The sequence below is a fragment of the Geminocystis sp. CENA526 genome (assembly GCF_050753365.1).
Taxonomy (GTDB): Bacteria; Cyanobacteriota; Cyanobacteriia; order Cyanobacteriales; family Cyanobacteriaceae; genus Geminocystis.
This window is the reverse complement of the sequence record NZ_JBLZFY010000010.1, coordinates 17,242-41,791: the sequence shown is the minus strand read 5'-3', so window position 1 is coordinate 41,791 and position 24,550 is coordinate 17,242. Positions and strand designations below refer to the sequence as shown.

Sequence of the window (24,550 nt, the reverse complement as noted above, 5' to 3'; positions counted from 1 at the left end):
CAATTTTTACTCAAAAGCTATATTGGGATTATTTTGGGTTTTGTGAGCAACTATAACTCGATTTCTACCTTGATTTTTGGCTTCATAAAGGGCATTATCCGCCTCATTGAGTAGAGAAATTCCATGAGCAGGATAACTGGCAATACCAATGGAAACAGTAACGGGAGGTAAAGGTAATGATTGATAAACGATTCTGTCAAGTTCGATCGTCTCTCTGATGCTTTCTGCACGGAAAAAAATATCCTCGATCGCACATTCAGGACAGATAACGGTGATTTCTTCCCCCCCATAACGACAAACCACATCATATTCCCTTACATTTTTTTTAATCAGATTGGCAGCCCTTTGTAAAACTAAATCCCCTGCACTATGACCAAAATTATCATTAAAACGTTTAAAATGATCTATATCAATCATCATCACACAAAAACAAGATTTATTTCGTTTTGCCCGATGTAACTCCTTAACTAAAAACTCATCTAAATAACGGCGGTTAAATAATCCCGTCAAAGGATCACGACTGATTTCTTCTTTTAATACTTTGTTTTGTTCATGTTTTTTCAATGCCATTTTGATATTAGCGTGTAATTCTTTTTCTAAATAAGGTTTGAGAATATAACCATAACACCCTGTTTCCTCCGCCCTTTCTAAAGTCTGATCATCCGCATAAGCAGTTAAATAAATGATTGGTAAATGATAATTTTGATCAATTTCCCTTGCGGTTTCAATACCATCCTTATCTCCTTTGATAACAATATCCATGAGAATTAAATCAGGGGGGGTTTTTCTAATAGACTCTAAAGCCGCATCTCCCGAAGAAACAATGCCCGTGAGTTGATAACCCATTTTTTCTAACTTTTTGGACAAAGTTCGTGCGATGAGTAATTCATCTTCCACTATCAATATTTTCACTGGATTCATCTTGTTTAATATCTCCTCTGATATTTTTGTTTTTGAAAAAGAATTTTAACAACCGTACCTTCTTCCTTTCCAATAGATAATTCTCCATCTAGTTGAGACGTTAATAAAGAAACTAATTGCAAACCCAGACTCTCACTTTTTTCCAGTTCCCATTGTTCAGGAAAACCAATACCATCGTCTTTGACAGTTAACAAATATTTATTGTTATCAGTTTTAAGGGAAATAGTTATTGATCCTTGATTTCTACCGATAAAAGCGTGTTTTAAGGCATTAGAAATTAACTCATTAACAATTAGACCACAAGGAGTAACAGTTTCTATATTAAAAATTATAGATTCTAATTCAAAATTAATCTCAATTTTTTGTTGATTATGTACAAAGGATAAATATAACTGATCAACTAAATTTTGAATGTATTGGGCAATATCAATGTTAGAAAAATCAGGGGATTTATAAAGTTTTTCATGAATGAGTGCGATCGTCCGTATTCTTTTTTGAGTTTCCGTCATCAATTGAAGAATCTTATCGTCATCTGTAAACTCACATTGCCAATCTAAAATGCTACTTACTACCAATAAATTATTTTTGACTCGATGATGAATCTCTTTGAGTAACAACTGTTTTTCATCTAAAGATTGAGAAAGTTGCCTTTGAAACTGTTTAATTTGACGAATATCCCTCACTGTATAGCAAATCAGAGATGTTTGACTAAGGTAAATAATACTTATATTTAACTCTACATCTATTAATGAACCATCCTTGTGCAATAAGGTAGAATCATAAATAATATTTAATTTTTCTTGCTCAATTTGTTGGATTTGAGTGTCAAATACTTCAGTATTAATGGTTTGAAGTTCATAAATTTTTAACTTAGTTAGTTCCGACTCTGTATAACCGATCAAGTTGCAAAAGGCAATATTTGCCTCTATTATTTGCTTAGTATCGAGGTCAGCCAAAATAATATCTTGAGCTATTTGACGAACTACGGAACGATATTTTTCTTCTTGTTCTTGAATCGATTGATTAAAAGTGGTATTAAATTGATCACTATTAATTAGAGTAATATCATTTTTGTTCTGTAAATTTACTTTAGTACTTGATTTTTCTTCTAAATTATTCTCTTGCTCAAATTTTATAACTCGATAAATAATTTGAATGCCACTATTTACTCCTCCTAAATCAACCACGTCTTGAGATTTTAACTCATGAGATAAACACCTTTTTCGATCGACAAAAATACCATTAGCACTTCTTTTTCCTTTTAAATTACCATCAATAATCCAGTAACTAATTTTTTGATCTATACTGTTATAAAACATAGGCATAATGACGCAGTGATACCTAGAGATGAGAGAATGGGAAATGACAATATTATTTTCAGAATTACGACCAATAGAATAAGTTTCATTGTCTAAAATAAAATCTTGACTAAAATTTTGTTGCTCATTTTTTATCGTTATTATATGTTTGGAAAGGAGATATTTGCTCATGTAGATTCTGGACGTATAGTTCACTTCCGAAAAAATAATGCTGAATCGAGATTCATTATCCTAATCTAATAGTACCTAAATTTATGATTTTATCACCGTAGGACAGGCATTTTGCCTGTATTTTTGAAGATGTCTATTGGTTTATAATTGGCTATAATTGGCTATAATTGGTTGTTATTAGCTTAATAATTGGCTATGGTATGGATATTAACCAAATTGTCATCACTCCAGAAATCTTAACTCTGATCGCTGAAATTGACAAGTTTAAAGGCTCATGGCGGAGTTTAAAAACTCTTTCCCCTGAAAAGTTAGCTACATTGAAAAAGGTTGCCACGATCGAAAGTATTGGTTCTTCCACTCGTATTGAAGGAGTTAAAAACGAGTATTGTATTCTAGTTCTTTAAAAGCAATAATTACTTCTGTTCCTTGTTCTTGGTTAATCACCAATTTTCCTTCTAATTGTTGCGTGAGTAAACTCACTAATTGTAAACCTAAACTATCAGTTTTTTGCCAGTCAAAATTATCAGGAAAACCAATACCATTATCTTTAACTATTAGAGTTATTTTTTTAGATCGATCGAGACATAAATTAAGGGAAATAGTCCCATTTTCTTGGTTAGAAAAAGCGTGTTCTAAGGAATTGGCTACTAACTCATTGACAATTAATCCGCAGGGAGTGGCAGTTTCAATATTAACAAATATAGATTGTAAGTCAAATTCTATATTGATTTTGTCTAAATTCAAGTTACTACTAAGAAAAACTTGTTCAATCAGACTTTTGAGATATTCCGCTAAGTCGATACGGGCTAAATCAGAGGATTTATATAGTTTCTCATGGATTAACGCCATACTTTGAATTCTTTTTTGGCTATCTTCCATGATGGAGATAATATTTGGGTCTGTTAAAAATTCTGTTTGCCAATCAATTAAGCTAGAGACTACTAATAAATTGTTTTTGACTCGGTGATGTATCTCTTTTAGTAATATTTCTTTCTGTCTTAGAGATGTCTTTACTTCCTCTTGGGCTTTTTTGATGTCGGTGATGTCTCGGCAAATGCAAATAATTACATTATCATTGATACTTAAGGATAAACCTTCGATAAAAGTTGAACCATCTTTTTTAGTAGCGATCGCCTCTCCTTGCCAATAACCGTGATCATACAAAATCGGAAAAATATCTTTCTCGATTCGATCGACCTCTTGGGGAGAATATAGTACACGCCAATTTACACCGATTAAATCTTGAGGATCATTATAACCGAATAATTTATGGTGTGAAGCATTGACATAGACAAATATTTCATTTTCTAAAACTGCAATACCGTCAATGGTTGCATCCATAGCGTTTAGTTGACGTTTCATGATTTGTTCTGTATTAACTCTCTCAGTGACATCATTTTGAACGCCGATATAATGAGTTAAATTACCATGAACATCGTAAATAGGTGAAATATTTAATTCATTCCAGAATAAATCACCATTCTTTTTATAGTTACGCACAATTACCTGACAACCTTGATGATTTTTTAAACTGCGTCGAAGAATTTGTAATGACTCTTGATTTTGATCGTTACCCTGTAGAAAGCGACAATTCTTGCCAATTACTTCCTTTGCTTGATAACCCGTCATTTGTTCAAAGGCGGGATTAACTAACATACAAGGAAAATCGGGTTTAGTGGCATCGACAATAATAATGCCATTTTGAGTAGCTGCGATCGCCCTTTCTTTCAAAATTAAATCTTTGGTTTTCATCTCTACCTTTTCTTCCAATTCTCGATTAGCTTCTTGGAGAATCTGATTAATTTTTTTGTTGCTTTCACTTTTAACCATTTTTTCGATAGTTTGATATAAAAGAATAATTACGACAAAAGTAATTACAACTAAACGAGTTAGATGGTGTGTATAATTATCAGCCGATTGGAAAAGACTAAGAGGATAAGAAATTTCTAACACTCCTCGAACATCTCCCACCTTCCAATCCCTTTTTGGGGAATCAGGATGACGATTATGACACTCCACACAGGAAGGTTTCATCACATCCCCTACCCCATAACGAAAAAAGGGAACTCCCTTGATTTTTTCCTCTCTATAAAAAGGTTGACTAGGATTCTGACGAATATTTTGTAAAGCGGATTTTTGAAAGTCATCTTTAACTCCCCCTTCTTTTTCTCGCCAAGGGAAAGGATAATCACTATAGTATCTCACAATTAGTTCGGGATTACTTTGTCTAATTTTTTCGCTCAATTCCATTAAAAAACTGGCAGGAATAGGAGCATGATTAGGAAAAGAAGAATAGTTATGGGAAAAGTTAACCTCTGGAATATCATTGAGTTTTGCTACCACTTCTGTACTATAAATATCCCTCGCATTGATCATACTTTCAGAAATTAAACGGGAAGATTCGATCGCCTTTTCTATAATGGAATCATCCAACGCTCTAATTTCCAAGGCAAAATTGATGATTATAATTATCAATAGAATTACAGTCATTTTTAGCCATGGATATTTAAGATAATTAAGTATTTTCTTCACAATTTATGCCCACAATTCACAAAAAATTCAGAAAAGTTCATACTTGTAGCAAAACAATAAATATATTATACACCTATTAAGTTATCGTGCAAAATTAATTGTATAGAGACAAGGGATTTAAACCCCTTTTTATCATAGCTTTGAGGTAAATAAAATTCATAATTAATTTTGCTTACTTACTTAGATTTGTTCTTTAAAATTTAAAGATTTATGACTATTTTTATTCTTAAAAGCTATCCCCATAATAATTAAACCGGGCCAATAAAGATAAGCTAAAATATCCAAATTTTCCCCAAAAGTATAAAGGAATAGAATAAACAAAATAGCTAAACCAGCCCTCGCCACTTCTTCAGTTTGTGCCTTAACTAACAACACCAATAAACTTAAAATCATGGGAATTGCCAAAGCAAAAAACCCCACAATTCCCCTCATAAATAATAAACCATACCAAGTATGATGAGAACCGATAGGCATATACTCCACCACATGAGGACCCGGTTCCACCACTCCATGTCCCCAAATAGGTGCTTCGGTACGCCAACGGTATCCAGCAATTTCTTTTAAAACTCGTCTGACTCGGCTAGAATCTGCTCTTGCTTCCGTAAATTTCTGCTTAAAAGTATCCAACGCCATGAAAATTACTGGGGATAAAATACCTGCGATCGTACTACCAACCCCCATTAAAATTAAAATAATTGGGCGAGTTAACCGAGAGCAGAAAAAAATGACAACAGGAGTTAAAATGAGAGAAATTAAAGCTAGACGAGATTTACAGATATTTCCCATAAAAATTGAGCCAATAATGCCAAATAAACGCCATTTCTTATTTTTCTCTTGAAGGGCAAGGATAAAGTAAACATTTGCCACAAATCCTAAAGCAGGTCCCCAAGGGGTAAATAATCGCTGACGAATTGAGCCATCGAAATCAATTTCATAGAGGGAAACATCAAAAAAAGTATTACCCGGTCCTCCTACGGCTTTGAGGGGGGATACATATAAGATTTCTGGGAGATGAAGAATAGGCGCAATAATTAAAAGGGGAGAAATAAGCAGGGTATGAAAACAAATAACGCACACGGCACGGTAAATAATTTGAGGGCGTATCTTTAAACATCCTGCTAAGGGATAAAGGGCTAATCCTGCCCAACCTTTTGCCCAACCAATGCTAGATTTGATCAGCATTCCAGTACCTAAGTTATAGTCTAAATGCCCCACCACTAAAGCAACTTGCATGACTAACATTCCGATAATCCATACCCAAGTGATTAAGGGTATAGAAATTCGATCTTCTGGAGGAGTTTCTTCTGTTTGTAGCCACCATTGTAATGCTAAACAGAAGCCCAGTATAACCCCTAATACTGAACCAACAATATAGGTTGCTCCGATTAAATAAAAGCCATAAGTCCAAATCATGCCATACCAGACTAATTTTTCGGGAAAATTTTCGGGTTGGATAGTAATTTTACTGGGTTTGTCTAAGTTCATTACATATTTTCAAAAAATATTTTTAATAGATTGTTGGCTTTAGCCGTAATTTGACAAATTGTGGACTTAACCCATTGGTAGTAAAAATCAACGTTTGGGAGATTCCTCGACAAGCTCGGAATGACAAAATATTGTTTCCCATTCTTGAACACAATTTTGCCAACTATTGATGACTGAGTTTCTCCCTTTGATGCCCCATTTCGTTAGGGGTTTTGTGGATAAGGATAATATTCCTTCTCCTAATGCTTTTATGTTATCACGGGGAATTAGTAAACCGCAGTCTTTGATTTGTTCTACTAAACCATCTACTCCAAAGGCTACAACGGCACGGGCGGCGGCTTTGGTTTCTAAGGCTACTAAACCCCAACCTTCCCAACGAGAGGGGATAATAATTACATCACAATCGTTTAAAAATTGATTGATATGTTCGATCGAACCTAGTAATTTAACATTAGGTAATCCTTTCCCTAAAGAAGTAATTAATTCTTCATCTTGCCCATAACCCCCTAACCGTAACTCAAAATTTTGCCATTGGGGGGAGGTAGAAATTTCTTTGATGGCGCGTAACAATAAATCAAAACCCTTTTGAGGGGCAAAACGTCCATAAGCACCTAAAATAATTTTTTCTCCTGTGATTTTCGGAGGAATTTTGAGCAAAGATTCAAGGGGAGAAGCTGGAGTAATGACGGTAATTTTTTCTGGTTTAACTAATTTATTATCGATCATCCATTGTCTTTGTGCCTGAGAAATAGAGATAATTCGATCGACCATACCATAAGACAGTTTTAACATGGTATGAAAACGGAATTTTGAAGATACCTGATGTTGTTCAAAACCCTTACAGTAATGGTGATCACAAATATAAATAGGACAGTATTTTTTGAGTCTTTTTAAAGGTAATAAATAACGCCAAGCACAGGGATAATGAAAGATAATTAAATCTGGTTTTTCTTTGATTAATTGTGTCTTTATCTCCTCTAATCTGACCATGTTAAAGTCAAATTTATGCCCTAGAGATGCCATTAAATTCTTAACAAGGAGATTTGAACCTCCAGCCCTTTTATCACCGATTAAATGCCATATTTTTGGTTTCATAAGTTTTATATTTTTATTAAGATAACCATGACGAAAGATCTCGATCGATTAATTTCTGACAGGCTAAAATATCTTCTTTATAAATATTAATTAATTTTTCTCTAACTTCTGGTGTGATAGTGGGGGTTTGTAAATTTTTATGTTGAATTTTTTGGCGAAAAGAGGCTGGTAATAAGGGTTTAACTAAACTTTTTAAAGGATTCGGTTTTGTTAATAATTTATGTAATAATTCATTTTTTGGCATTCCCGACTTATTCGGGCGAATTGTCATATCGGGTTCAAAGTTGGTTTCTACTTCTAAAAAAGCAAAAATATTTTGAATTAATTTGAGGGCATCGTCTCTTAAATCTTCATACAAATAAACACGAATTTGATCGGGGTTAAACTGCTGATAATATCTCTCTAATTGAAGGTGATAAAAACCTAATTGAATATAATGCCAAAACCATTCCCAATGATTAGCGATGCGATCGAACTCTGCTTCTAAGGCTTTTCCAAAGTCCTTTTCGGGTTCTCGATCGTCTCTAATTAAGTGTAAAAAGTTAGCATAGGCTCGATCGACAGGATTTCTTAAAATTACAATGAGCTTGGCGTTAGGAATATAGTGATAAATTCTCTCAACGGCTTTTTCATTATAGAGATATAATGGACAGGCTTCGCCGATGGCTTTTTCTTCTTTTACCCCTTGAAATTCTTGCTCATAGGTGGCTAAATCAGTAATAGAAAATTGTTCGATCGCTCGATCGCCAATACCATTAAACTTTAAAGTTTCCCCCTCAAAAGCGAAAAAATTAGTCTCCTTATCAGGAGTCATATAAATTTGCGGATGTTGTTTTAAGTAGGAATGTAAAGCCGTTGTACCTGCTTTCGCCGCCCCAATAATTAAAAAATTAGGTAGTGTCATAGATTAAAATTATTAAAAGTTAGGTTGATAGTAGGGTGTTCAAAATGTCTCTGATTACGATGTAATTTTTCACTCAAAATATTATCTTAACGCAAGTTGCTAGTTACTAGCTTAAACTGTAATTATTTATACTAAATATCTAAAATTAGTGTGATTTTTCATTAAAATAAACCTTTTTGATGCCTAATTTGAACAGTTTTTTATAACTAGCAACTTAGGTGATCTTAGATTCACACCTAATATTATCGATCATATTCAAAAAGGTAGGAAAATATATTAGTATATTTAGCCAAATTTAAACCCCCGAAGTCTTATGCACAACTGAAAATTATTCCTTTTTCCTCTTCCCTACCATCTAAATACAAACTAGCTTATAATTTTAGGTGGAGAAAGAATAGATGTAATAAAAATATGGTAAATACAGCAGAAGAAGTTTGGCAATTATTAGGTGAATTAATTAACGCCCAAAAAGAAACAGAGCGTATTATCAAAGAACAATCTTTAGAGACAGAAAGACGTTCCCAAGAAACCGAGCGTATTCTTAAAGAACAATTTCAAGAAACTGAACGTATCCTTAAAGAACAATCTCAAGAAACCGATCGCCGAATGCAAGAAACTGATCGCCGAATAAAACAAGTAAGCCAAGAAATTGGGAAACTAGGAAATCGTTTAGGAGAGTTTGTGGAGTGGCAAGTACGTCCATCTGCTGTACGTTTGTTTCAAGAAAGAGGTATTGATGTCCATGAATTACAATCTGATGTAGTGGTGAAAAGGGCAGAAGGCGGTTTAGAAATTGATTTATTATTAGTAAATAATACTGAAGTGGTATTGGTAGAAGTAAAAAGCAAATTAACTCAAAGGGATGTGGATGAACATTTACAAAGATTAGAAAAGTTTAAACCCTTAATGTCACGATACAAAAATATGAGGGCATTGGGAGCAGTGGCGGCTATGGTGGTGACGGATGAAGTCGCTAATTATGCTTATAGTCAAGGTTTATTCGTGATGACTCCATCAGGAGAAAATATGACTATTATTAATTCTAACGAGTTTCAACCGAAAGTTTGGTAAAAGTTGGTACTTAGGGGGGATCAAATACCACAAAAGCTAATTAGATGGTTATGGTAACAAAAATTTAATAATAATTTTCTCACACAAAAAACAAGATAAAATTTAGGAAAAGAGGACAAGCACGATCGATCAATCAATTTTAAAATCATGACGAAAGTATCAGTCATCATTCCCGTTTATAATTCACAAACTACTGTACTGCAAACTTTAGAATCGGTGTTAAATCAAACTTATTCGGATTTTGAACTAATTATTGTTGATGATGGTAGCACCGATCGAAGTATCGAACTTTGTCAAGAATCGATCGAACAACAGAACAAAGTATCCCCAGAACGCATTAAAATTGTTCATCAGCAAAATAGAGGACTAGCAGGAGCAAGAAATACAGGGATTCGTCATAGTCAAGGAGAATATTTAGCGTTTGTTGATGCCGATGATCTTTGGCTACCTGAAAAATTAGAGTATCATGTTCAGCATTTAGATCACAATCCCACCGTAGGGGTTAGTTTTTCTCGCTCTGAATTCATCGATATTGAAGGGAAGGCTTTAGGTATTTATCAAATCCCCCAATTAACCAACATTACCCCTGATTATCTATTTTGTCGTAATCCTATTAGTAACGGTTCGGCGGTAGTCATTCGGAGAGAAACCTTAGAGGGAATCAAATTTCAAGAGAATCTTTATGGCGAAATAGAAGATTTTTATTTTGATGATACTTTTCGACAGTCAGAAGATATTGAATGTTGGTTACGCATTGCTCTACAAACTAACTGGCACATTGAAGGCATTCCCAATTCTTTAACCCTTTATCGAGTCAATGAGAAGGGATTATCAGCAAATATTCGATCGCAGTATGAAGCATGGGAAAGGATTTTACACAAAACCGAAACCTATAACCCTGAATTTATCAAGAAATGGGGTAATAAAGCTAGAGCCTATCAATTACGATACTTAGCAAGAAGGGCTGTCAGATTACGATCGCCCCAAGTAGCCTTCAAATTATTTTTTGAAGCCATAAAATATCATTGGCGTATAATCATTGAAGAACCTCGAAGAACGATTATTACCTTTTTTGAGTGTACTTTATGTACAGTGGCCTCAACTACAAACTCGTTATCCTCAAGCTGAATTAGTTATTCCTCTCAAAAATATATGATTTTTGTCACCGTTGGTACAGAACAATTCCCCTTTAATCGCCTCATGCACTGGATTGAGGTTTTATTAGAATCAAATCTGATTGATGAAGAAATTATCGTTCAATATGGTAATTGTACCGTATTACCTACAGGGGCGAAGGTTTATCGTTTTGTCAAGGAAGATATGTTTCGCTCTTTGATCAATCAAGCTCGTCTAGTGATTAGTCATTGTGGAGAGGGTACTTTATTGTTATTGGATTCTCTCGATAAACCTTATATTTTGGTATCTCGATCGCAAAAATTTAAAGAACACGTTGACGATCATCAAATTGAGTTAGCTATGGCGATGGAACAAATGAATATCCCTGTGGCATGGTGTCCGGGGGATTTAATTCGTTTTATCTATAATCCTCGTCAAGTATCTATTAGCGATGTTACCTTTCAGAGTGCGATCGCGCTTTGCCAGAGTTTAGAGCAACGTTTTGGTTCGATCGAATCTTTATCTTGAGAGTGGGAGGTGTCTAGCAGATTGATAAGGTTAACATTATTACCCACTTCGCAATAAATTGACGAAGCTAACAGCGAAAATCTGCTAAAGCGATTTCGTAAATATCTTTTAAAATGATAAAATACAAAGAAAATATAGTTGAATCTTCTGAAATGAGTCGCTTTAGCTGACTTGGGCTATTGGTTCCATGAAATTTATTTCTTGGCGGATTATGAGATATTACCTGAATATTTATTTCTTCTTTTTTCATTCTTAACTCTTAATTCTTAACTCTCCCTATCTTTACCAATATCTTTTGACTCTCCCACTAAATATATGACAGATCAAAAATTCATTCTCACTTCCATAAAAAATACTTTGTTAGTTCAAATGCCACCTAAATTAACGGTAATGGAGGCAATGGCTTTAAAAAAAGAATATCGTCAATGGATAGAGGAAAAAACCATAGAGAAAATTATTTTAGATTTTGGTAAGACTAAATTTATTGATAGTAGCGGTATTGGTTCTTTAGTTAGCATGATTAAATTTACTAAGGAACAAAAAATTGTTTTACAAATATGGAGTATTCTGCCCCAAGTGGCGGAGGTATTTTCTTTAATTGGCATGGAAAAAGTATTGCCCATTATTGCCCATACAGAGCCTACTATTCCCATTTCTGGTTCTAAATTAAAGGATTTACCCTCTGTCACCCATCCTTCAGTTCGATCGAAAACCAAGCGTTTAATCGACATTATCGGCGGATTAATGGGTTTAGGATTTGTGGCAATTTTGTTTATTCCCGTCGCCATTGCGATAAAATTAGACAGTCCGGGTCCGATTTTATTTAGTCAAACTCGTTGCGGTTGGATGGGCAAAAGATTTAAAATTTGGAAATTTCGATCGATGGTGACAAATGCCGAAGCCTTAAAAGCTACTATTGATAATCAGGCACAGGGGGCATTTTTCAAAAATGAAAATGATCCTCGTATTACCCGTGTTGGTAAATTTTTACGCAAAACCAGTTTAGACGAATTTCCCCAATTTTGGAACGTAGTCAAAGGAGAAATGAGTTTAATCGGTACTCGCCCCCCAACTCCCAACGAAGTAGAACAATATGAAGTACCTAACTGGCAAAGGTTAGATGTGCGCCCCGGTTTAAGTGGAGAATGGCAGGTAAACGGTCGATCGAAAATTCGTGATTTTGAAGACGTGATTAAACTTGACTTACGTTATCAGGAAAATTGGAGTTTAATGTATGATTTCAAATTAATCTTAAAAACCATTCTGGTTATCTTTTCTAAAGATTCGGGGGCGGCTTAATCTCGATCGAAATTCTATTAAACTATTTGTAATTGTCTGGTGTTAGTTCTACTGGAAAAATAAAAGTGGTCATTATTGTAGAAGAGCCAATTATTTTTGGGTTACGCTAACGCTAACCCAACCTACTATTATCGATTACTTTTGTTAATCAAAATACTTTTTCAGCATCTCCTAATTCTAAATCATCCGATGAACCTTCGTGAACGGTTTTAACCCATTTGAGTTGTTTTTGACGAATAGACATTCTAGCAGTGGTAAAAGGCATCACGAAAAACCAATGAGTCATATATATCATCCCTAAGAGACTTTTAGTCATCATTTTTAAGTTATCCCCAATGGTGATATTGTCTAGTTTTGTTCTTTTTAAGCCTGTAAACATTCCCCAATATGCCAAAATGAGGGTAAGACTGGTTAAGGGCGCAATTAAGGGAATCTGATGACGGGTAATTACCATCACTAAGTCGGGAATAGCAGCAGTGGGAAAGATATATTGTACTAAGAAGAAGTAAAGTAAATCGAATTTTTTGCTCCAATTTAAGCGATTACTCAGGATAAAACGCCAATAGTCGAAATAACGTTGATAACCGCCTTCAGCCCAACGATTTCTTTGATGCCACAGTGCGATCGAACTTTTAACTCCTTCTTCTTCTACGGCAGGATGTTCTAAAATACCTATATCCCATTGATCCAAGTGTAAACGAATGGTAAGATCGAGATCATCGGTGATGGTTTCTTCATTCCACCCTCCACAACTTTCTAAGGCTTGACGAAGTACAAATTGCCCATTTCCCCTTAATTCTCCCATACCTCCACAGGCGATTCTTTGTTGTTGAAAGTAACTATCTAACGCCATCTCTACGGATTGCCCTAATGTCCAAAAATTTTCATCGGCATTACTAATAGATTTTCTGACTTGAATTGCGCCTATTTTGTCAGTAAATAAGGGTACTATTTTTCTTAATAAGTCGGGGGAGGCAATGGCATCAGCATCAAATACCCCGACAATATCTCCAGTGGTTAAAGCAAAGGCTTGATTTAAAGCGCCCGATTTCCCCCCTTTGGCGGTGTTGTCTCGGTGTAAAACTTTTAATTGAGGATATTTCTTTGCTAATTCATCTAAAATCATACCAGTTCGATCGATACTATTATCATTAATCACCCAAAACTCGTATAAATCTTGAGGATAGTCGAAACTTGACAACATTTTCACTAATTTTCCTACTACCGCTTCTTCATTTTTAGCGGATACCATCACAGAAATTTTAGGTAAGTTGTCTATGTTTTCATTGGATGTGATAACAGGAGGCTTGGCAAACATTAATCTTAAGGCTTGAATTGTGACAAAACACCCCAAGATTAACACAACCCAAATACTCCAAGATACTAAGTGCAGTACGATCGTGACTAACCAAATAATACTCAAAGCAAAAGCCGCTTTTTTGCGTCTTCCCGACAAGCCTTGAAAAAAATCGTTTCTAAATTCTTCTTCTTCTATGGCAGGATCAGAAAATTCTGCTATTAATGAAGTAATAGGGTCTAATTGATTATTAATTTCTTCAGGATTGAAACTGTCTTTATTGGGCATATCTTTGGATTAAAGGTTAGTTAATTTAGCAATGATGACACTATTTTAAACGTTATTGTTCAATTTTTGTGCATTTTCTCAAAAATGTATTATACTCTAACCTTTGATTTTAATAGCTTTGTGATTTATTCACCAAGCCCTAAGTACTTATTCTCTATTCTCTGATTACTTAAAATGTACATTACGTCACTGAATATATGAGAAGGAAACTGTCCACCAAATTGTGAAACTATGACAAAATATTAAGGTGAGAATGAAAATCCAACCTTTTCCATTATGAATAAGATAGATAATAATTTCGACTGGCAAAGAATAGCAAAATCTTTAGAAATAGAGAAAGAATTAGGTTATAAAAATATTCAAGGAAAACAGTATCGCTTCAATGAATTTTTATGCTTAACTTTTGGCAATATTCCCCCTGTTAATAATTTACTAATTGCTTTTAAATGGCAAAAAATTGCTAAACAATACGCTCTTTATCCTCAATTAACTTTACAGGAAAGAATCGATTTAATTAATGACACAGAAATTTTAATTACTGAAATTCAAGCAAAAGAAGATAGTTATTTTCAAAGTTATGAAACTCTTCCCGTAGTTGAACAAAAAATTATTAAAAATACTGCAATAAAGCCTGTTAATACTCCTAACAAAAATATAACCTTAGATGATCCAGTAGTTAATTTAGAGAGTATTTTTTATAAACAAAAAGAACCTTTAATGAAATTAGGTCTTTATAAAGTGAGAGATTTATTATTTTATTATCCTAGGGATCATATTGATTATACTCGTAAAGTTAACATTTGTGATTTAGAAGCAGGTGCTACTGTTACTTTAATTGGTAAAGTCAAAAAATGTGACTGTTTTAGTAGTCCAAAAAATAAAAAATTAACGATTCTTAGTATCATCATTAAAGATCAAACTGGAGAGTTAAAACTTAATCGTTTTTATGCAGGAAATTATTATAGTAATCGAGGTTGGCAGGAAAAAATGAAACGGATGTACCCTTGTGGTGCATTAATTGCTGTTTCGGGATTAGTAAAGGAAAATAAATACGGTATTACCCTTGATAATCCTGAGTTTGAGGTGTTAGACAGTCACGGAGGCAATATCAATTCTTTCAAAATTGGTAGTTTATTACCTGTTTATCCCTTAACCGAAGGCATCCCCGCCGATGTGATTCGTAAGGGAGTAATGGAGGCTATCCCCTTGCTAAAACACATTGATGATCCTTTACCTGCTATACTTAAACAACAGTACGATTTGATCGATTTACAACGGGCGATCGCACAGATACACTACCCTGAAGATCAAGAAATATTAAGCCATGCTAGAAGAAGACTAATTTTTGATGAATTTTTCTATCTCCAACTAGGCTTTTTAAACCGTAAACAACAGGAAAAAGAAAGCCGTCAAGCGGTAGCTTTTAACCCTCATGGGCAACTTATTGAGCAGTTTAATGAGATTTTACCCTTTAAGTTGACTAACGCTCAAAAACGGGTTATCAATGAAATTGAACAGGATTTACAGTCGGATTCTCCTATGAATCGTCTTGTACAAGGGGATGTAGGTTCAGGAAAAACGATCGTAGCTGTATTTGCTATTCTTACGGCATTACAATCAGGCTATCAAGGGGCTTTGATGGCTCCCACAGAAGTTTTAGCAGAACAACATTACAGGAAGATAGTAGAGTGGTTTAATCTTCTCCATTTGCCCGTAGAATTGCTTACAGGGTCAACAAAAATGGCTAAACGGAGGGTGATACATTCCCAACTGCAAAGCGGAGAATTACCCCTTTTAATCGGCACTCATGCTTTAATTCAAGACCCTGTAAACTTTTGTAATCTAGGTTTAGTTGTCATCGATGAGCAACATAGATTTGGAGTACAACAACGATCGAGATTACTAGCGAAAGGGAAAGCACCTCATGTGTTAACCATGACAGCGACACCGATTCCTCGTACCCTTGCCTTAACCTTACATGGGGATTTAGATGTGAGTCAAATTGACGAGTTACCCCCCGGCAGACAACCCATTCAAACGACTGCTTTAACAGGAAAAGAGCGCCTCCAAGCCTATGATTTGATTAAGCGAGAAGTGGCGCAAGGAAGACAGGCTTATGTGATTTTTCCCATGATTGAAGAATCGGAAAAGCTAGACGTAAAGGCGGCTGTAGCCGAGCATCAAAAATTTAGTGACAAAATTTTCCCTGATTTTAATGTGGGTTTACTTCATGGTAGGATGAGTTCGATCGAAAAGGAAAATGCCTTAAATGCCTTTCGGGATAACGATATACAAATTATTGTCTCCACTACCGTTATCGAGGTTGGGGTGGATGTACCCAATGCTACCGTAATGTTAATCGAAAATGCCGAGAGATTTGGCTTGTCGCAACTCCATCAGTTAAGAGGAAGGGTTGGTAGAGGTAGCCATAAATCCTATTGTTTGTTGATTAGTGGTAGTAAAACAGGGGATGCCATGCAGAGATTGAGTGTTTTAGAACAATCACAAGATGGTTTCTTTATATCAGAAATGGATTTGCGCTTAAGAGGACCGGGTGAAGTATTAGGTAGTCGTCAATCGGGTTTACCAGACTTTGCTTTAGCAAGTTTAGTGGAAGATCAAGAAGTGCTAGTATTAGCAAGAGAAGCCGCCGAAAAAATCTTGTTACAACATAAATATTTAAAGGATACTCCCTCTTTAAAAGATGAGTTAGAGAGACGTTATAAAAAGTTAATTGGTACGCAAATTTTAACCTAATTACTTCGGTTCGATCGACATTATGTTAACCTTCTTTTTTAGTAATTTCGATATGATTTTAAACTTCTTTTTTGGTAATTTCGATCGAGAATATTAGTAGCTTTATGACTACTTATTTATTCGGCGAATTTTAGGAATTTATACAATGTCAACTTTTGTTTGATGAAGTCTAAAAACTCCGTAGGGGTTGAATAATATTTAAGCCTTATCGAATTTAACATTTTTACCTTTAAAGCAGTAACTACAAAATTTAAAACTTTTTTTAATTAATGTATAATTGACTTGAGATCAAAAAAAGGAGATATAAATATGAATCAAGTGATAAATTGTCAAGTTAACGAACAAAAAATAACAGAAATTGTGGAGAGATTAATTGATAGTGAAATACTTTATCAAGAAAACTTAAATCGACAGGAAATGATCGAAGTAATGAAAGAAAATTTTACCCCCATTAATGTACCTGATCTCAATGAAATTTCTGAAGATGAATTAGCAAAAAGAATCAAAAGCCTGTTGTCATTATATTTAGTCTCTGGAATGCTAAGTGATTTTACTCCAGAAGAAATGAGAATATTTGATGAGGCAGTTAAAAGAGGCAATTAAATGGGTTATTTATTAGATACAAATATTGTTTCATATTTTTTAAAACAAAACCAAAAATTATACTTAAAAATTGAAACTATGCGTCGTAGTGGTCAATTTATTGCCATTAGTGGGATAACTTATTATGAAATTCAAAGAGGTCTTTTAAAAACCAATGCTACTAAAAAATTGGCATTATTTCAAATATTTTGTCAAGATTATCCTATTTTATTTTTAGATAACTTGGCGATTTTTGAAAAAGCCTCTGAAATTCACGCAGATTTGACAAAAAAAGGGCAAATAATTCAAGATGCTGATATTTTAATCGCCTCCACTGTTTAATTCTAATTCCAGATAATTCTGCCCCCTTCTAGTTTTACATTTCCTCTTTCTTCAACATATTTAATTGTTTGTTCTAAACGAGTTTTAACTCCTTGGGTTAGCTGTTTAAAGTCTAAATGATTAGCCATTTCCCTCATTAATCCTTCTTCATCAATAGATAAAGATTGATGTATAATCCATTCTGCTATTACGGCTAATTCTTGCAGAGATATTTGTTCTATTTTTCTTTTGTTTTCATCATCGTTTTTTCTTGCCTTATCCCACTTTTGACATTGAGATTGATTGTTCCAAAGAAAATCATCATCTAGGTATATCCTTTCTTCTTTAATAAGTTCATTAAGAATAGTAGTTAAATGTTGATTAAGTTTTTTACTTACACTGTTATAAGACCAACATTGAGCTACTGGACGTACAACATCACTGAGTAAAATTGGTGCTTCTATTTCTACTAATTGAATAATTTTTTGTTTAATTAGCGGTATTGATTCGTTATTATAAATTAATTGTTTATCTTCAGTAACTACCTCTAAATTAGCTTTTTCATAAGAGATAAAAGGAGTAGAGTTTGTTTGAACAGAGTCATGGGAAATTTCTGTATTTTGATTTTCTTTTTTTTCATCAGTATTTGATATTTCTGAGTTTTGAGAAACCTGATTATTTTGAAATGAAATATTATTGACTAAATCATTGATTGCCTGAGAAATATTATCTTCTATTACAACTAAATCAAAGGGATTTCCATCGGCTGGTAGGAAATGAGCCACAGATGCTGGACTCATTAGTAGGCATGGTTTTAGTTTAGGTAGTAAATTAGGGATTTTTTGTAATAAAGCACGAACGGGTATATGGGCTTTTTGTTTTTCATTTTCTCTTTTTAAAACCCCTACTTCTGAACCTTCAAAAACTACTGCTCCTGAAGGCAAATTTTGACAAAGTTCTGATTTAATTACCTGTTGATTAAGTTTCAGATATTGTTTATATAATTTATTAAATTTATGAATATATTTTCTTTGTTCATTACCATCAAAATTTCGTAAAATTGATTGGCTATCAAAGTATTTAACAAACCAAGGATAAAGAATAGATTTGCGTAAAACTTTAGCCAACTTATCTACCTCTATTTCTCCTTTCTGATGAGCTTTAACAAAAGATTCTAGCTGTTTATCCTCTAATTCTTTAATAGTTTTTTGATACCTACACCAATTTTGAAAGTCTCTTTGGGCAGTGCTTAATTGATTTAATAATCTTTTTATTTGTGTAATAAAATCTTCCTCTTGTGGAGAAATTATATCTGTTTTAGCTTTGACTAAATCATTAAATTTTTGCCAATTATTATCAAATATAGTAATGGATTCATTAAATTTATCTATCAGGGCTATTAATTCATCTTTAACACTATTGGTCTGATTTTTTACATTATTAATTAATTCTGATAATTGTGGCTCTAATTGACATATCAAATTATGAAGACGATCTCCTTTTTCAATTAATAATTCTAATTCATCTAAACTATTATAATCAGACTGCCAATAAGGGCTAAATAAACGCTCTATTTCTTTGTTTAAAGGTTCAATTCTTGAAGATAAATTTTTAACCTCGATCGAGCTTCTTAAATCTGTTAATATCTGTTGATTAGAAGGTAATTTCCCTTTGACGATCGATCGCAAAGAAAAACGAGGAATAATTTGCATAAACCAACGAAATAAGGGGAATATCCGCTCTAATTTTTCAAACGTCTTTATTTTTGCAACTAAATCCAACCCATAAATACTATCCTGCCAACGTTGACTGATTTGTTGTTTACGTTCAAAAGAATCACGGGAAGCATTTAACCATTCTTTCGCTATTTCAGAAGATTTTGTCCAGTTATTTTGTTCATAAACACATTCAGGAAGATTACTATTTATTATTTCTCCCAGTAGGGGAATTTGTCTGATTATATTCCACGAGGGCTTCCATTGATTTTGTAAAACAGAATTACTATTTTGATTAGATATATTCTCTAACCATAAGGATAATTTTTCCTCTAATTCAGAAGCATTATTTCTGAGTTGATTAAGCAGATTAGTTATTTCTAATTCTAAAGATAAACTCCAGTCAGCACAGTTACTAAAACGCCATAAATGTTCTGTAATAGGTTCAACTAATTCAACTCGAAGAGCATAATTTTCTAGGGCTTGATTCATCTCCTTGAATTTGCTAGGAGTAATTTCTTCCACCACAGAAGAAGGTAAACTAACAGTGGATATAGTTTCTAAACCCTCTAACTCTCCCATGATTTCATACATCGACAAACCTAAAGACTGTTTTTCGTGAAGTGCGATGGGGTAATCCGCTAATTTCCGTTTAATTTCTTCTAAATCCGCTAATAATTCACTCGCATCAACCTTAGACAAACGTTGTTGATTAAAGGATGCCATTAACGATTCAACCACTTGTTTACGATTAACATCGCTACTGTGTAACTCTAAACAAAAATTCCCTAAACCAATACCATCTAAACGTCTTTGTACTACTTCTAACGCAGCCATCTTTTCCGCAATAAATAAAACCGATTTTCCCTTATGCTAAATATAAAGTGCTAGAGCCTGTTTCTTCTTGAGCTGTAAGAGCTTCTCTTTCAAGAGTTTTGCCAATAGTATAAAGTTCAACCTCGCCACAGGGTATATCTAATCCAATTCCTTGTATAGCAGTACATCTACCTTTTACCAATTCAGTTGTTTTTCTAGCTAAAATTTCATTTTCATCAATACGATTTTGTAAATTAGCTCTTTGAGATTCAGATTGATCTGATGCGTTGGGAATAATTTCAATAGTTTTACCTGATGCTAAGTAATCTTCAAATTGTGCAAGTATTTTTGAAGGTATATCTAAGATTAAAAATGGTTGTTTTTTTAGCTGTTTGCGAAAATAGTCACCTATAGCTCCATATATTTCTCTTTGTTGATGCTGTAATATTTGAGGTAATAATTGTTGTAAAAGAGGATCTTTTCCTTGAATATAAGAACCTAAATTGAATTGCTCACTAAGATTAAAATTATGACCAATAATTTTTTCTGGGGTTAGACTACTAACTAATTGCAGTAATGCCATTAACGATTGTGGATCTATATTATCTTCGTTATTTTCTTCTTGTTGACGGGCTAAGAATTGAACTAACCATTGTTTAACTTCTCCAATTAAGATATTCGCAACAATTTTTGTAATGTTTAAATTTGCTAAATTTAATAACTTATTTTTCATGGATAAATCCAACATACTGGATTTCCAACGGTTAAAGCGTTTTTCTACTACCTTTGGTAAAGGCTCTTTTTTTTCAGATTTAACTTCTTCTTCTGATTTTATATTTTGTTGAGCTAAAGCCGCCTGTTTTAATATTTGTTGGGCAAGACTGGTAACTTCTTCTTCGTTAACTTCCGTGTTTATTGCACCCATGCGAATAGGCAAAGGTTTATAACCTTTTTTCCGACAGATATTAATATCAACTGCACCAGTTAAGTGTGTAGTATTTAAAATATCAACCCCCTGTTTTACAGCTTTTTCAAAAGGAGGTTGCGGACTGACAGCGTAGGTACTAGAGTTGAATAATAATAGATTTTCTGATTCGATAAAGTTAATTAGCTTTAGTTTATCTTCAATAATTAAATTGTAGTTAATGGTGTCTTCTTGTAACCAAACCCCAATAAAAGCGTGACCTTGAACTAAGATTACAAGGGGATATAATCCCATTTGTTCTAAACAGGAACAAGCTAAAACCGTTAAATCAAGACAAGTACCCATTTGATCATGTAACACCATATCAGCAAACCTAATTTTTTGATTTGCTTCAAAAGAGGCTGGGGGATTAATATAAGAAATACCAAAATCTTTAAAGGTTTCATATAATGCTTTCGTCATTTCATAAACTGTTTGAGCATTATGTTGATAGCCCGGTAGAGAATTATCCCCTGTATTGCGTTTTTTTACCTCTCTAACTTGTTTAAGTACCTGCATTATGACAGGATGATTTGGAGTAATAAAACAAGCTAATAATTCAGCATAAAAATCTTTTAAATTCCAATCATTATAAGCAGATAAAATAACATCTTTTTTGACTTGAGTTAAAATTTCTTCTTCTTCTTCTTGTTTTAAACTACATTCTAAAATTACCCTTTCTGCTTCTAAAGTTTTTTCCATTCTGGCAGGTGGTAGTCTTAAATCCACTTCTTCTATTTTATGACGATCGCCACCATGAATTTTGGGTAAAGGTATTTTTAGGGATTCTTCAAAATCAGGATGTAAAGTTATTTCTATGAAAGTATTTTCAAGGGGGAAAGAGTTATTATTTTCAATGTAAATAGCTTCAATTAATGGTATTCCACATTGTTCTAAAGCAAAGTTAAAACATTCTTTATTTTCTATTTTGAGCGTAATATTGTCCATGATTTTTTACCATATTATTTAATTTTTTGTAAGAAAGTATATAATCAAGACTTTGTTTATTAATGGACTACCAAAAATCAATTAACTCATATTAATTCGCCAAGTTTCTTTTAATTTTTTAACATATTCATGTTGTCTTTTTTCAATAATTTCAGGAGTCCATTCTTTCTCTTTTACTGCTGTAATTGTTAAGGCAAAAATAGCCGTAGGATTATTCAAATAAACTTCTACTTTTTTAGGAAAATCATAATTTTGAGCTTCAGCACCTTTTCGATGAGATAATAAAGCTAAATTACCTAAACAATGAAGATATTTTTTTCTTTCTTCTGGAGTAAATAATTTCACCCAATTACTTTTACTATTGGGATTTTGAGGCAAAATATGTTCAATGGTTATCATTTTAGATGAATCGTAATCAGGAATACCATCAGATAATAATTCATCTAATCTCAATAAAACATATTTGTTATATTTTTGCTGATATATATTACCATTTAAGGCTTTTTCTATTTCTATTTGTTCATCTTTACTTAATTGTAAAAGAGAATCTTCTTTATATAAATCTTCTTGATTTTCAATAGCTTTTAACACACCTGCATAACGTTTAATTCTATGGTTAATATTTATTCTTTGAATCATTAAACCTACAGCTAACCGTTCTAAATCAGTTAAAAATTTTAAGATTTCTTTACTGTCATTTTTATATTTATCTAAGAATAAAAGTGCTGGAGATTTCCAATCAAAATTATCAATCCTGCTTAAATATTTTAGTATTTGATTAATCTCTGAGGAATAACTTCTAAAAGTAAAATTACATTTAAGAAGGTTATTAAAATTATCAGCATAAGGAATTAAGATTTGATTAATAAAACTTTCTCCATTTTTAAAATCTTCTGCAAATACTATCCTTAATTCTTCTATAATTTTTTGCTGTTGTTTGACTTTTGCACGAATCATTCTCAAGTGAGTAAATAATTCTTTAAAATTATCTCTACCTAATTTTTCCTCTTTATCTTCCCAGATTTCTGTATATTTATCTTCTATTTGATTCTTCTCATCTAAGTCTAATGATTTAGTTATATTTCCAATTATATCTGCCTTTAAAATATCAGTTACGTCTAATCTTAATCCTCTATCATTTAATACAGAAAAAATCTTATAAGCAGAATCAAAGTCAGAAGTTGAAACCACAACTAGATAACATTGTTGCAATAAAAATTGAATTAAACGCTGTTTTTTTTCAATAGTAGGTAATTGTTTTTCAATCTCATCTAGTAAAAATAAAACATTTTTAGCAATATTTTGTTCTGTTTCTGATTTAGCAGAAATATCTAAACTTTTAAGTTCTTTAATACCTTCTTTCTCTTGAATGTATTGAGCAAAAAAAGATTGATCTCTTTTTCTTAATAATAAACGTGGACGTGCGGGTATTCCTTCAAAATCATCTTTAGGTTGACAAATATATTTAGTTAGATCATCAATATTCATTAATTCCCTTAAAACAGCAAATAAAATGGTAATGGTTGTTAATCTTTGTTGTCCATCAATAATCTCGGCTTCTGGTTTTCCACTTTTTTTAATTAAGACTACATTACCGAGAAAATAAGGTGTTATCTCCGATATTTTTACACTATCATTTTCTCCTAAAGCATCAATTAAATCTTCTAGTAATTTATCGGTTTCTTTTTCCCCCCAAAGATATGGACGCTGATAATTAGGAATTGTAAAAAGAAATTCATCACTTAATATTTTTTTTAGAGGATAACCAGCACCTTTAATTTCGATCATAATTATTTATATTTTTTATTTGAAATAATATTTTTAAAAACTTGATATAGACTTGATTATTATTAATAATAATTATCAATAGAAAACAACAGCGTAGTCATAAAGATGTAGTGATTTAAAAATGATTGCAAAAAGGTTTTAGAGCAGAAAATCCTGATAACTGACAAATGTCCTGTTACATTCACTGAATAAGGGTTTTACACAACTCTCTTCTCAAGTGCTAAAGTCCAGATAAATCAAACATCACAGTAATTTTAATAACGGCTAATATTACTATAGCGATCACCTTTAAAAAACTAAAATGTCATAATCTTAATCTAGCAATTTTTTTAGATATTTTTGTCAGTCAATCAGGCAGAAAATAACTACTTATGCAATACTACCTTATTCCTCAGATAATTAATCTCCCATCCGTAAGGTAATTTATCCATCAAAATGTTACGAAAATATTGGTAACATTTATCTTTATCATCAAAATTATCTGGGAATGATAAATTATCGTTCTCAATATCCGAACAACCATCATCTCCTTCACCAGAAAAATAATAACTAATTGAACCAGTCAAACCTAATTTTTTTAAATCATTTAAGTCAAAATCTGTCATTGTTTTTCTCCTGTTATACTAATAAATG

General features: G+C 32.9%; 20 protein-coding genes. 8 read left to right on the top strand and 12 right to left on the bottom strand.

The features are described from left to right. Positions 1–6: 6 nt before the first annotated feature. Both ACN4EE_RS04875 and ACN4EE_RS04870 read right to left on the bottom strand, forming a co-directional pair. Positions 7–912, bottom strand: coding sequence for a GGDEF domain-containing response regulator (locus tag ACN4EE_RS04875; RefSeq protein ID WP_431705285.1), 906 nt, complete (start codon positions 910–912; stop codon positions 7–9). A gap of 14 nt (positions 913–926) precedes the next feature. Continuing rightward, entirely contained in the window at positions 927–2,411 is a 1,485-nt protein-coding gene (locus ACN4EE_RS04870; protein WP_431705284.1) for a histidine kinase dimerization/phosphoacceptor domain -containing protein, read from the bottom strand. 167 nt (positions 2,412–2,578) lie between these two features. Between ACN4EE_RS04870 and ACN4EE_RS04865 the strand changes: the two genes are divergently transcribed. After that, positions 2,579–2,815 (top strand): hypothetical protein, encoded by a 237-nt coding sequence (locus tag ACN4EE_RS04865; RefSeq protein ID WP_431705283.1) that lies wholly within the window; start codon positions 2,579–2,581, stop codon positions 2,813–2,815. Here the strand turns inward: ACN4EE_RS04865 and ACN4EE_RS04860 are convergent. The 4 genes from ACN4EE_RS04860 to ACN4EE_RS04845 form a co-directional block, all read right to left on the bottom strand. Continuing rightward, on the bottom strand, positions 2,784–4,901 hold the full coding sequence (locus ACN4EE_RS04860) for a PAS domain-containing protein (protein WP_431705282.1): 2,118 nt from the start codon (positions 4,899–4,901) through the stop codon (positions 2,784–2,786). The two genes, ACN4EE_RS04865 and ACN4EE_RS04860, sit on opposite strands and share 32 nt — an antisense overlap. 222 nt (positions 4,902–5,123) lie before the next feature. Next, a complete protein-coding gene (locus tag ACN4EE_RS04855; RefSeq protein WP_431705281.1) occupies positions 5,124–6,428 on the bottom strand; it encodes an O-antigen ligase family protein in 1,305 nt (434 codons plus the stop codon). A gap of 87 nt (positions 6,429–6,515) precedes the next feature. Continuing rightward, positions 6,516–7,523 carry a glycosyltransferase family 4 protein gene (locus ACN4EE_RS04850; RefSeq protein ID WP_431705280.1) on the bottom strand — a complete coding sequence of 336 codons (1,008 nt, stop codon included), beginning with the start codon at positions 7,521–7,523 and terminating at the stop codon, positions 6,516–6,518. Between the two features lie 16 nt (positions 7,524–7,539). Further along, positions 7,540–8,427, bottom strand: coding sequence for a sulfotransferase family protein (locus tag ACN4EE_RS04845; protein ID WP_431705279.1), 888 nt, complete (start codon positions 8,425–8,427; stop codon positions 7,540–7,542). A gap of 411 nt (positions 8,428–8,838) precedes the next feature. Between ACN4EE_RS04845 and ACN4EE_RS04840 the strand changes: the two genes are divergently transcribed. The 3 genes from ACN4EE_RS04840 (at position 8,839) to ACN4EE_RS04830 (ending at position 11,142) form a co-directional block, all read left to right on the top strand. Further along, positions 8,839–9,498 carry a DUF3782 domain-containing protein gene (locus ACN4EE_RS04840; RefSeq protein ID WP_431705278.1) on the top strand — a complete coding sequence of 220 codons (660 nt, stop codon included), beginning with the start codon at positions 8,839–8,841 and terminating at the stop codon, positions 9,496–9,498. A 147-nt stretch (positions 9,499–9,645) separates the two neighbouring features. Beyond that, positions 9,646–10,626 (top strand): glycosyltransferase family 2 protein, encoded by a 981-nt coding sequence (locus ACN4EE_RS04835; RefSeq protein ID WP_431705277.1) that lies wholly within the window; start codon positions 9,646–9,648, stop codon positions 10,624–10,626. 24 nt (positions 10,627–10,650) lie between these two features. Next, complete coding sequence (locus ACN4EE_RS04830) at positions 10,651–11,142, top strand: glycosyltransferase (RefSeq protein ID WP_431705276.1); 492 nt, start codon at positions 10,651–10,653, stop codon at positions 11,140–11,142. A gap of 67 nt (positions 11,143–11,209) precedes the next feature. Here the strand turns inward: ACN4EE_RS04830 and ACN4EE_RS04825 are convergent, their stop codons facing one another. Next, positions 11,210–11,392, bottom strand: a complete 183-nt coding sequence (locus ACN4EE_RS04825) for a hypothetical protein (protein WP_431705275.1) — start codon at positions 11,390–11,392, stop codon at positions 11,210–11,212. Positions 11,393–11,457: 65 nt separating this feature from the next. Between ACN4EE_RS04825 and ACN4EE_RS04820 the strand changes: the two genes are divergently transcribed. Further along, a complete protein-coding gene (locus ACN4EE_RS04820) occupies positions 11,458–12,441 on the top strand; it encodes a sugar transferase (RefSeq protein WP_431705274.1) in 984 nt (327 codons plus the stop codon). Between the two features lie 148 nt (positions 12,442–12,589). Here ACN4EE_RS04820 and ACN4EE_RS04815 read toward each other — a convergent pair whose 3' ends face one another. Next, positions 12,590–14,026, bottom strand: a complete 1,437-nt coding sequence (locus ACN4EE_RS04815; RefSeq protein WP_431705273.1) for a glycosyltransferase family 2 protein — start codon at positions 14,024–14,026, stop codon at positions 12,590–12,592. Positions 14,027–14,302: 276 nt separating this feature from the next. Here ACN4EE_RS04815 and recG point away from each other — a divergent pair, with 276 nt between their 5' ends. The 3 genes from recG (at position 14,303) to ACN4EE_RS04800 (ending at position 17,707) form a co-directional block, all read left to right on the top strand. Then, positions 14,303–16,783, top strand: coding sequence for an ATP-dependent DNA helicase RecG (gene recG / locus ACN4EE_RS04810; RefSeq protein ID WP_431705272.1), 2,481 nt, complete (start codon positions 14,303–14,305; stop codon positions 16,781–16,783). A 309-nt stretch (positions 16,784–17,092) separates the two neighbouring features. Further along, positions 17,093–17,386: a hypothetical protein gene (locus tag ACN4EE_RS04805; protein ID WP_431705271.1), complete on the top strand. Its 294-nt coding sequence runs from the start codon at positions 17,093–17,095 to the stop codon at positions 17,384–17,386. Next, positions 17,387–17,707: a PIN domain-containing protein gene (locus tag ACN4EE_RS04800; protein WP_431705270.1), complete on the top strand. Its 321-nt coding sequence runs from the start codon at positions 17,387–17,389 to the stop codon at positions 17,705–17,707. Between the two features lie 2 nt (positions 17,708–17,709). Here ACN4EE_RS04800 and ACN4EE_RS04795 read toward each other — a convergent pair whose 3' ends face one another. The 4 genes from ACN4EE_RS04795 to ACN4EE_RS04780 all read right to left on the bottom strand — a co-directional run bounded on the left by ACN4EE_RS04795 (position 17,710) and on the right by ACN4EE_RS04780 (position 24,522). Then, a complete protein-coding gene (locus ACN4EE_RS04795) occupies positions 17,710–20,238 on the bottom strand; it encodes a hypothetical protein (protein ID WP_431705269.1) in 2,529 nt (842 codons plus the stop codon). Between the two features lie 31 nt (positions 20,239–20,269). Beyond that, positions 20,270–22,129, bottom strand: a complete 1,860-nt coding sequence (locus ACN4EE_RS04790) for a DUF4011 domain-containing protein (protein WP_431705268.1) — start codon at positions 22,127–22,129, stop codon at positions 20,270–20,272. Between the two features lie 81 nt (positions 22,130–22,210). Next, the gene (locus ACN4EE_RS04785) at positions 22,211–23,917 is read right to left on the bottom strand and encodes a DUF262 domain-containing protein (RefSeq protein WP_431705267.1); all 1,707 of its coding nucleotides are present in this window, start codon (positions 23,915–23,917) and stop codon (positions 22,211–22,213) included. 365 nt (positions 23,918–24,282) lie between these two features. Continuing rightward, positions 24,283–24,522, bottom strand: coding sequence for a hypothetical protein (locus ACN4EE_RS04780; RefSeq protein WP_431705266.1), 240 nt, complete (start codon positions 24,520–24,522; stop codon positions 24,283–24,285). Between the last annotated feature and the right edge of the window lie 28 nt (positions 24,523–24,550).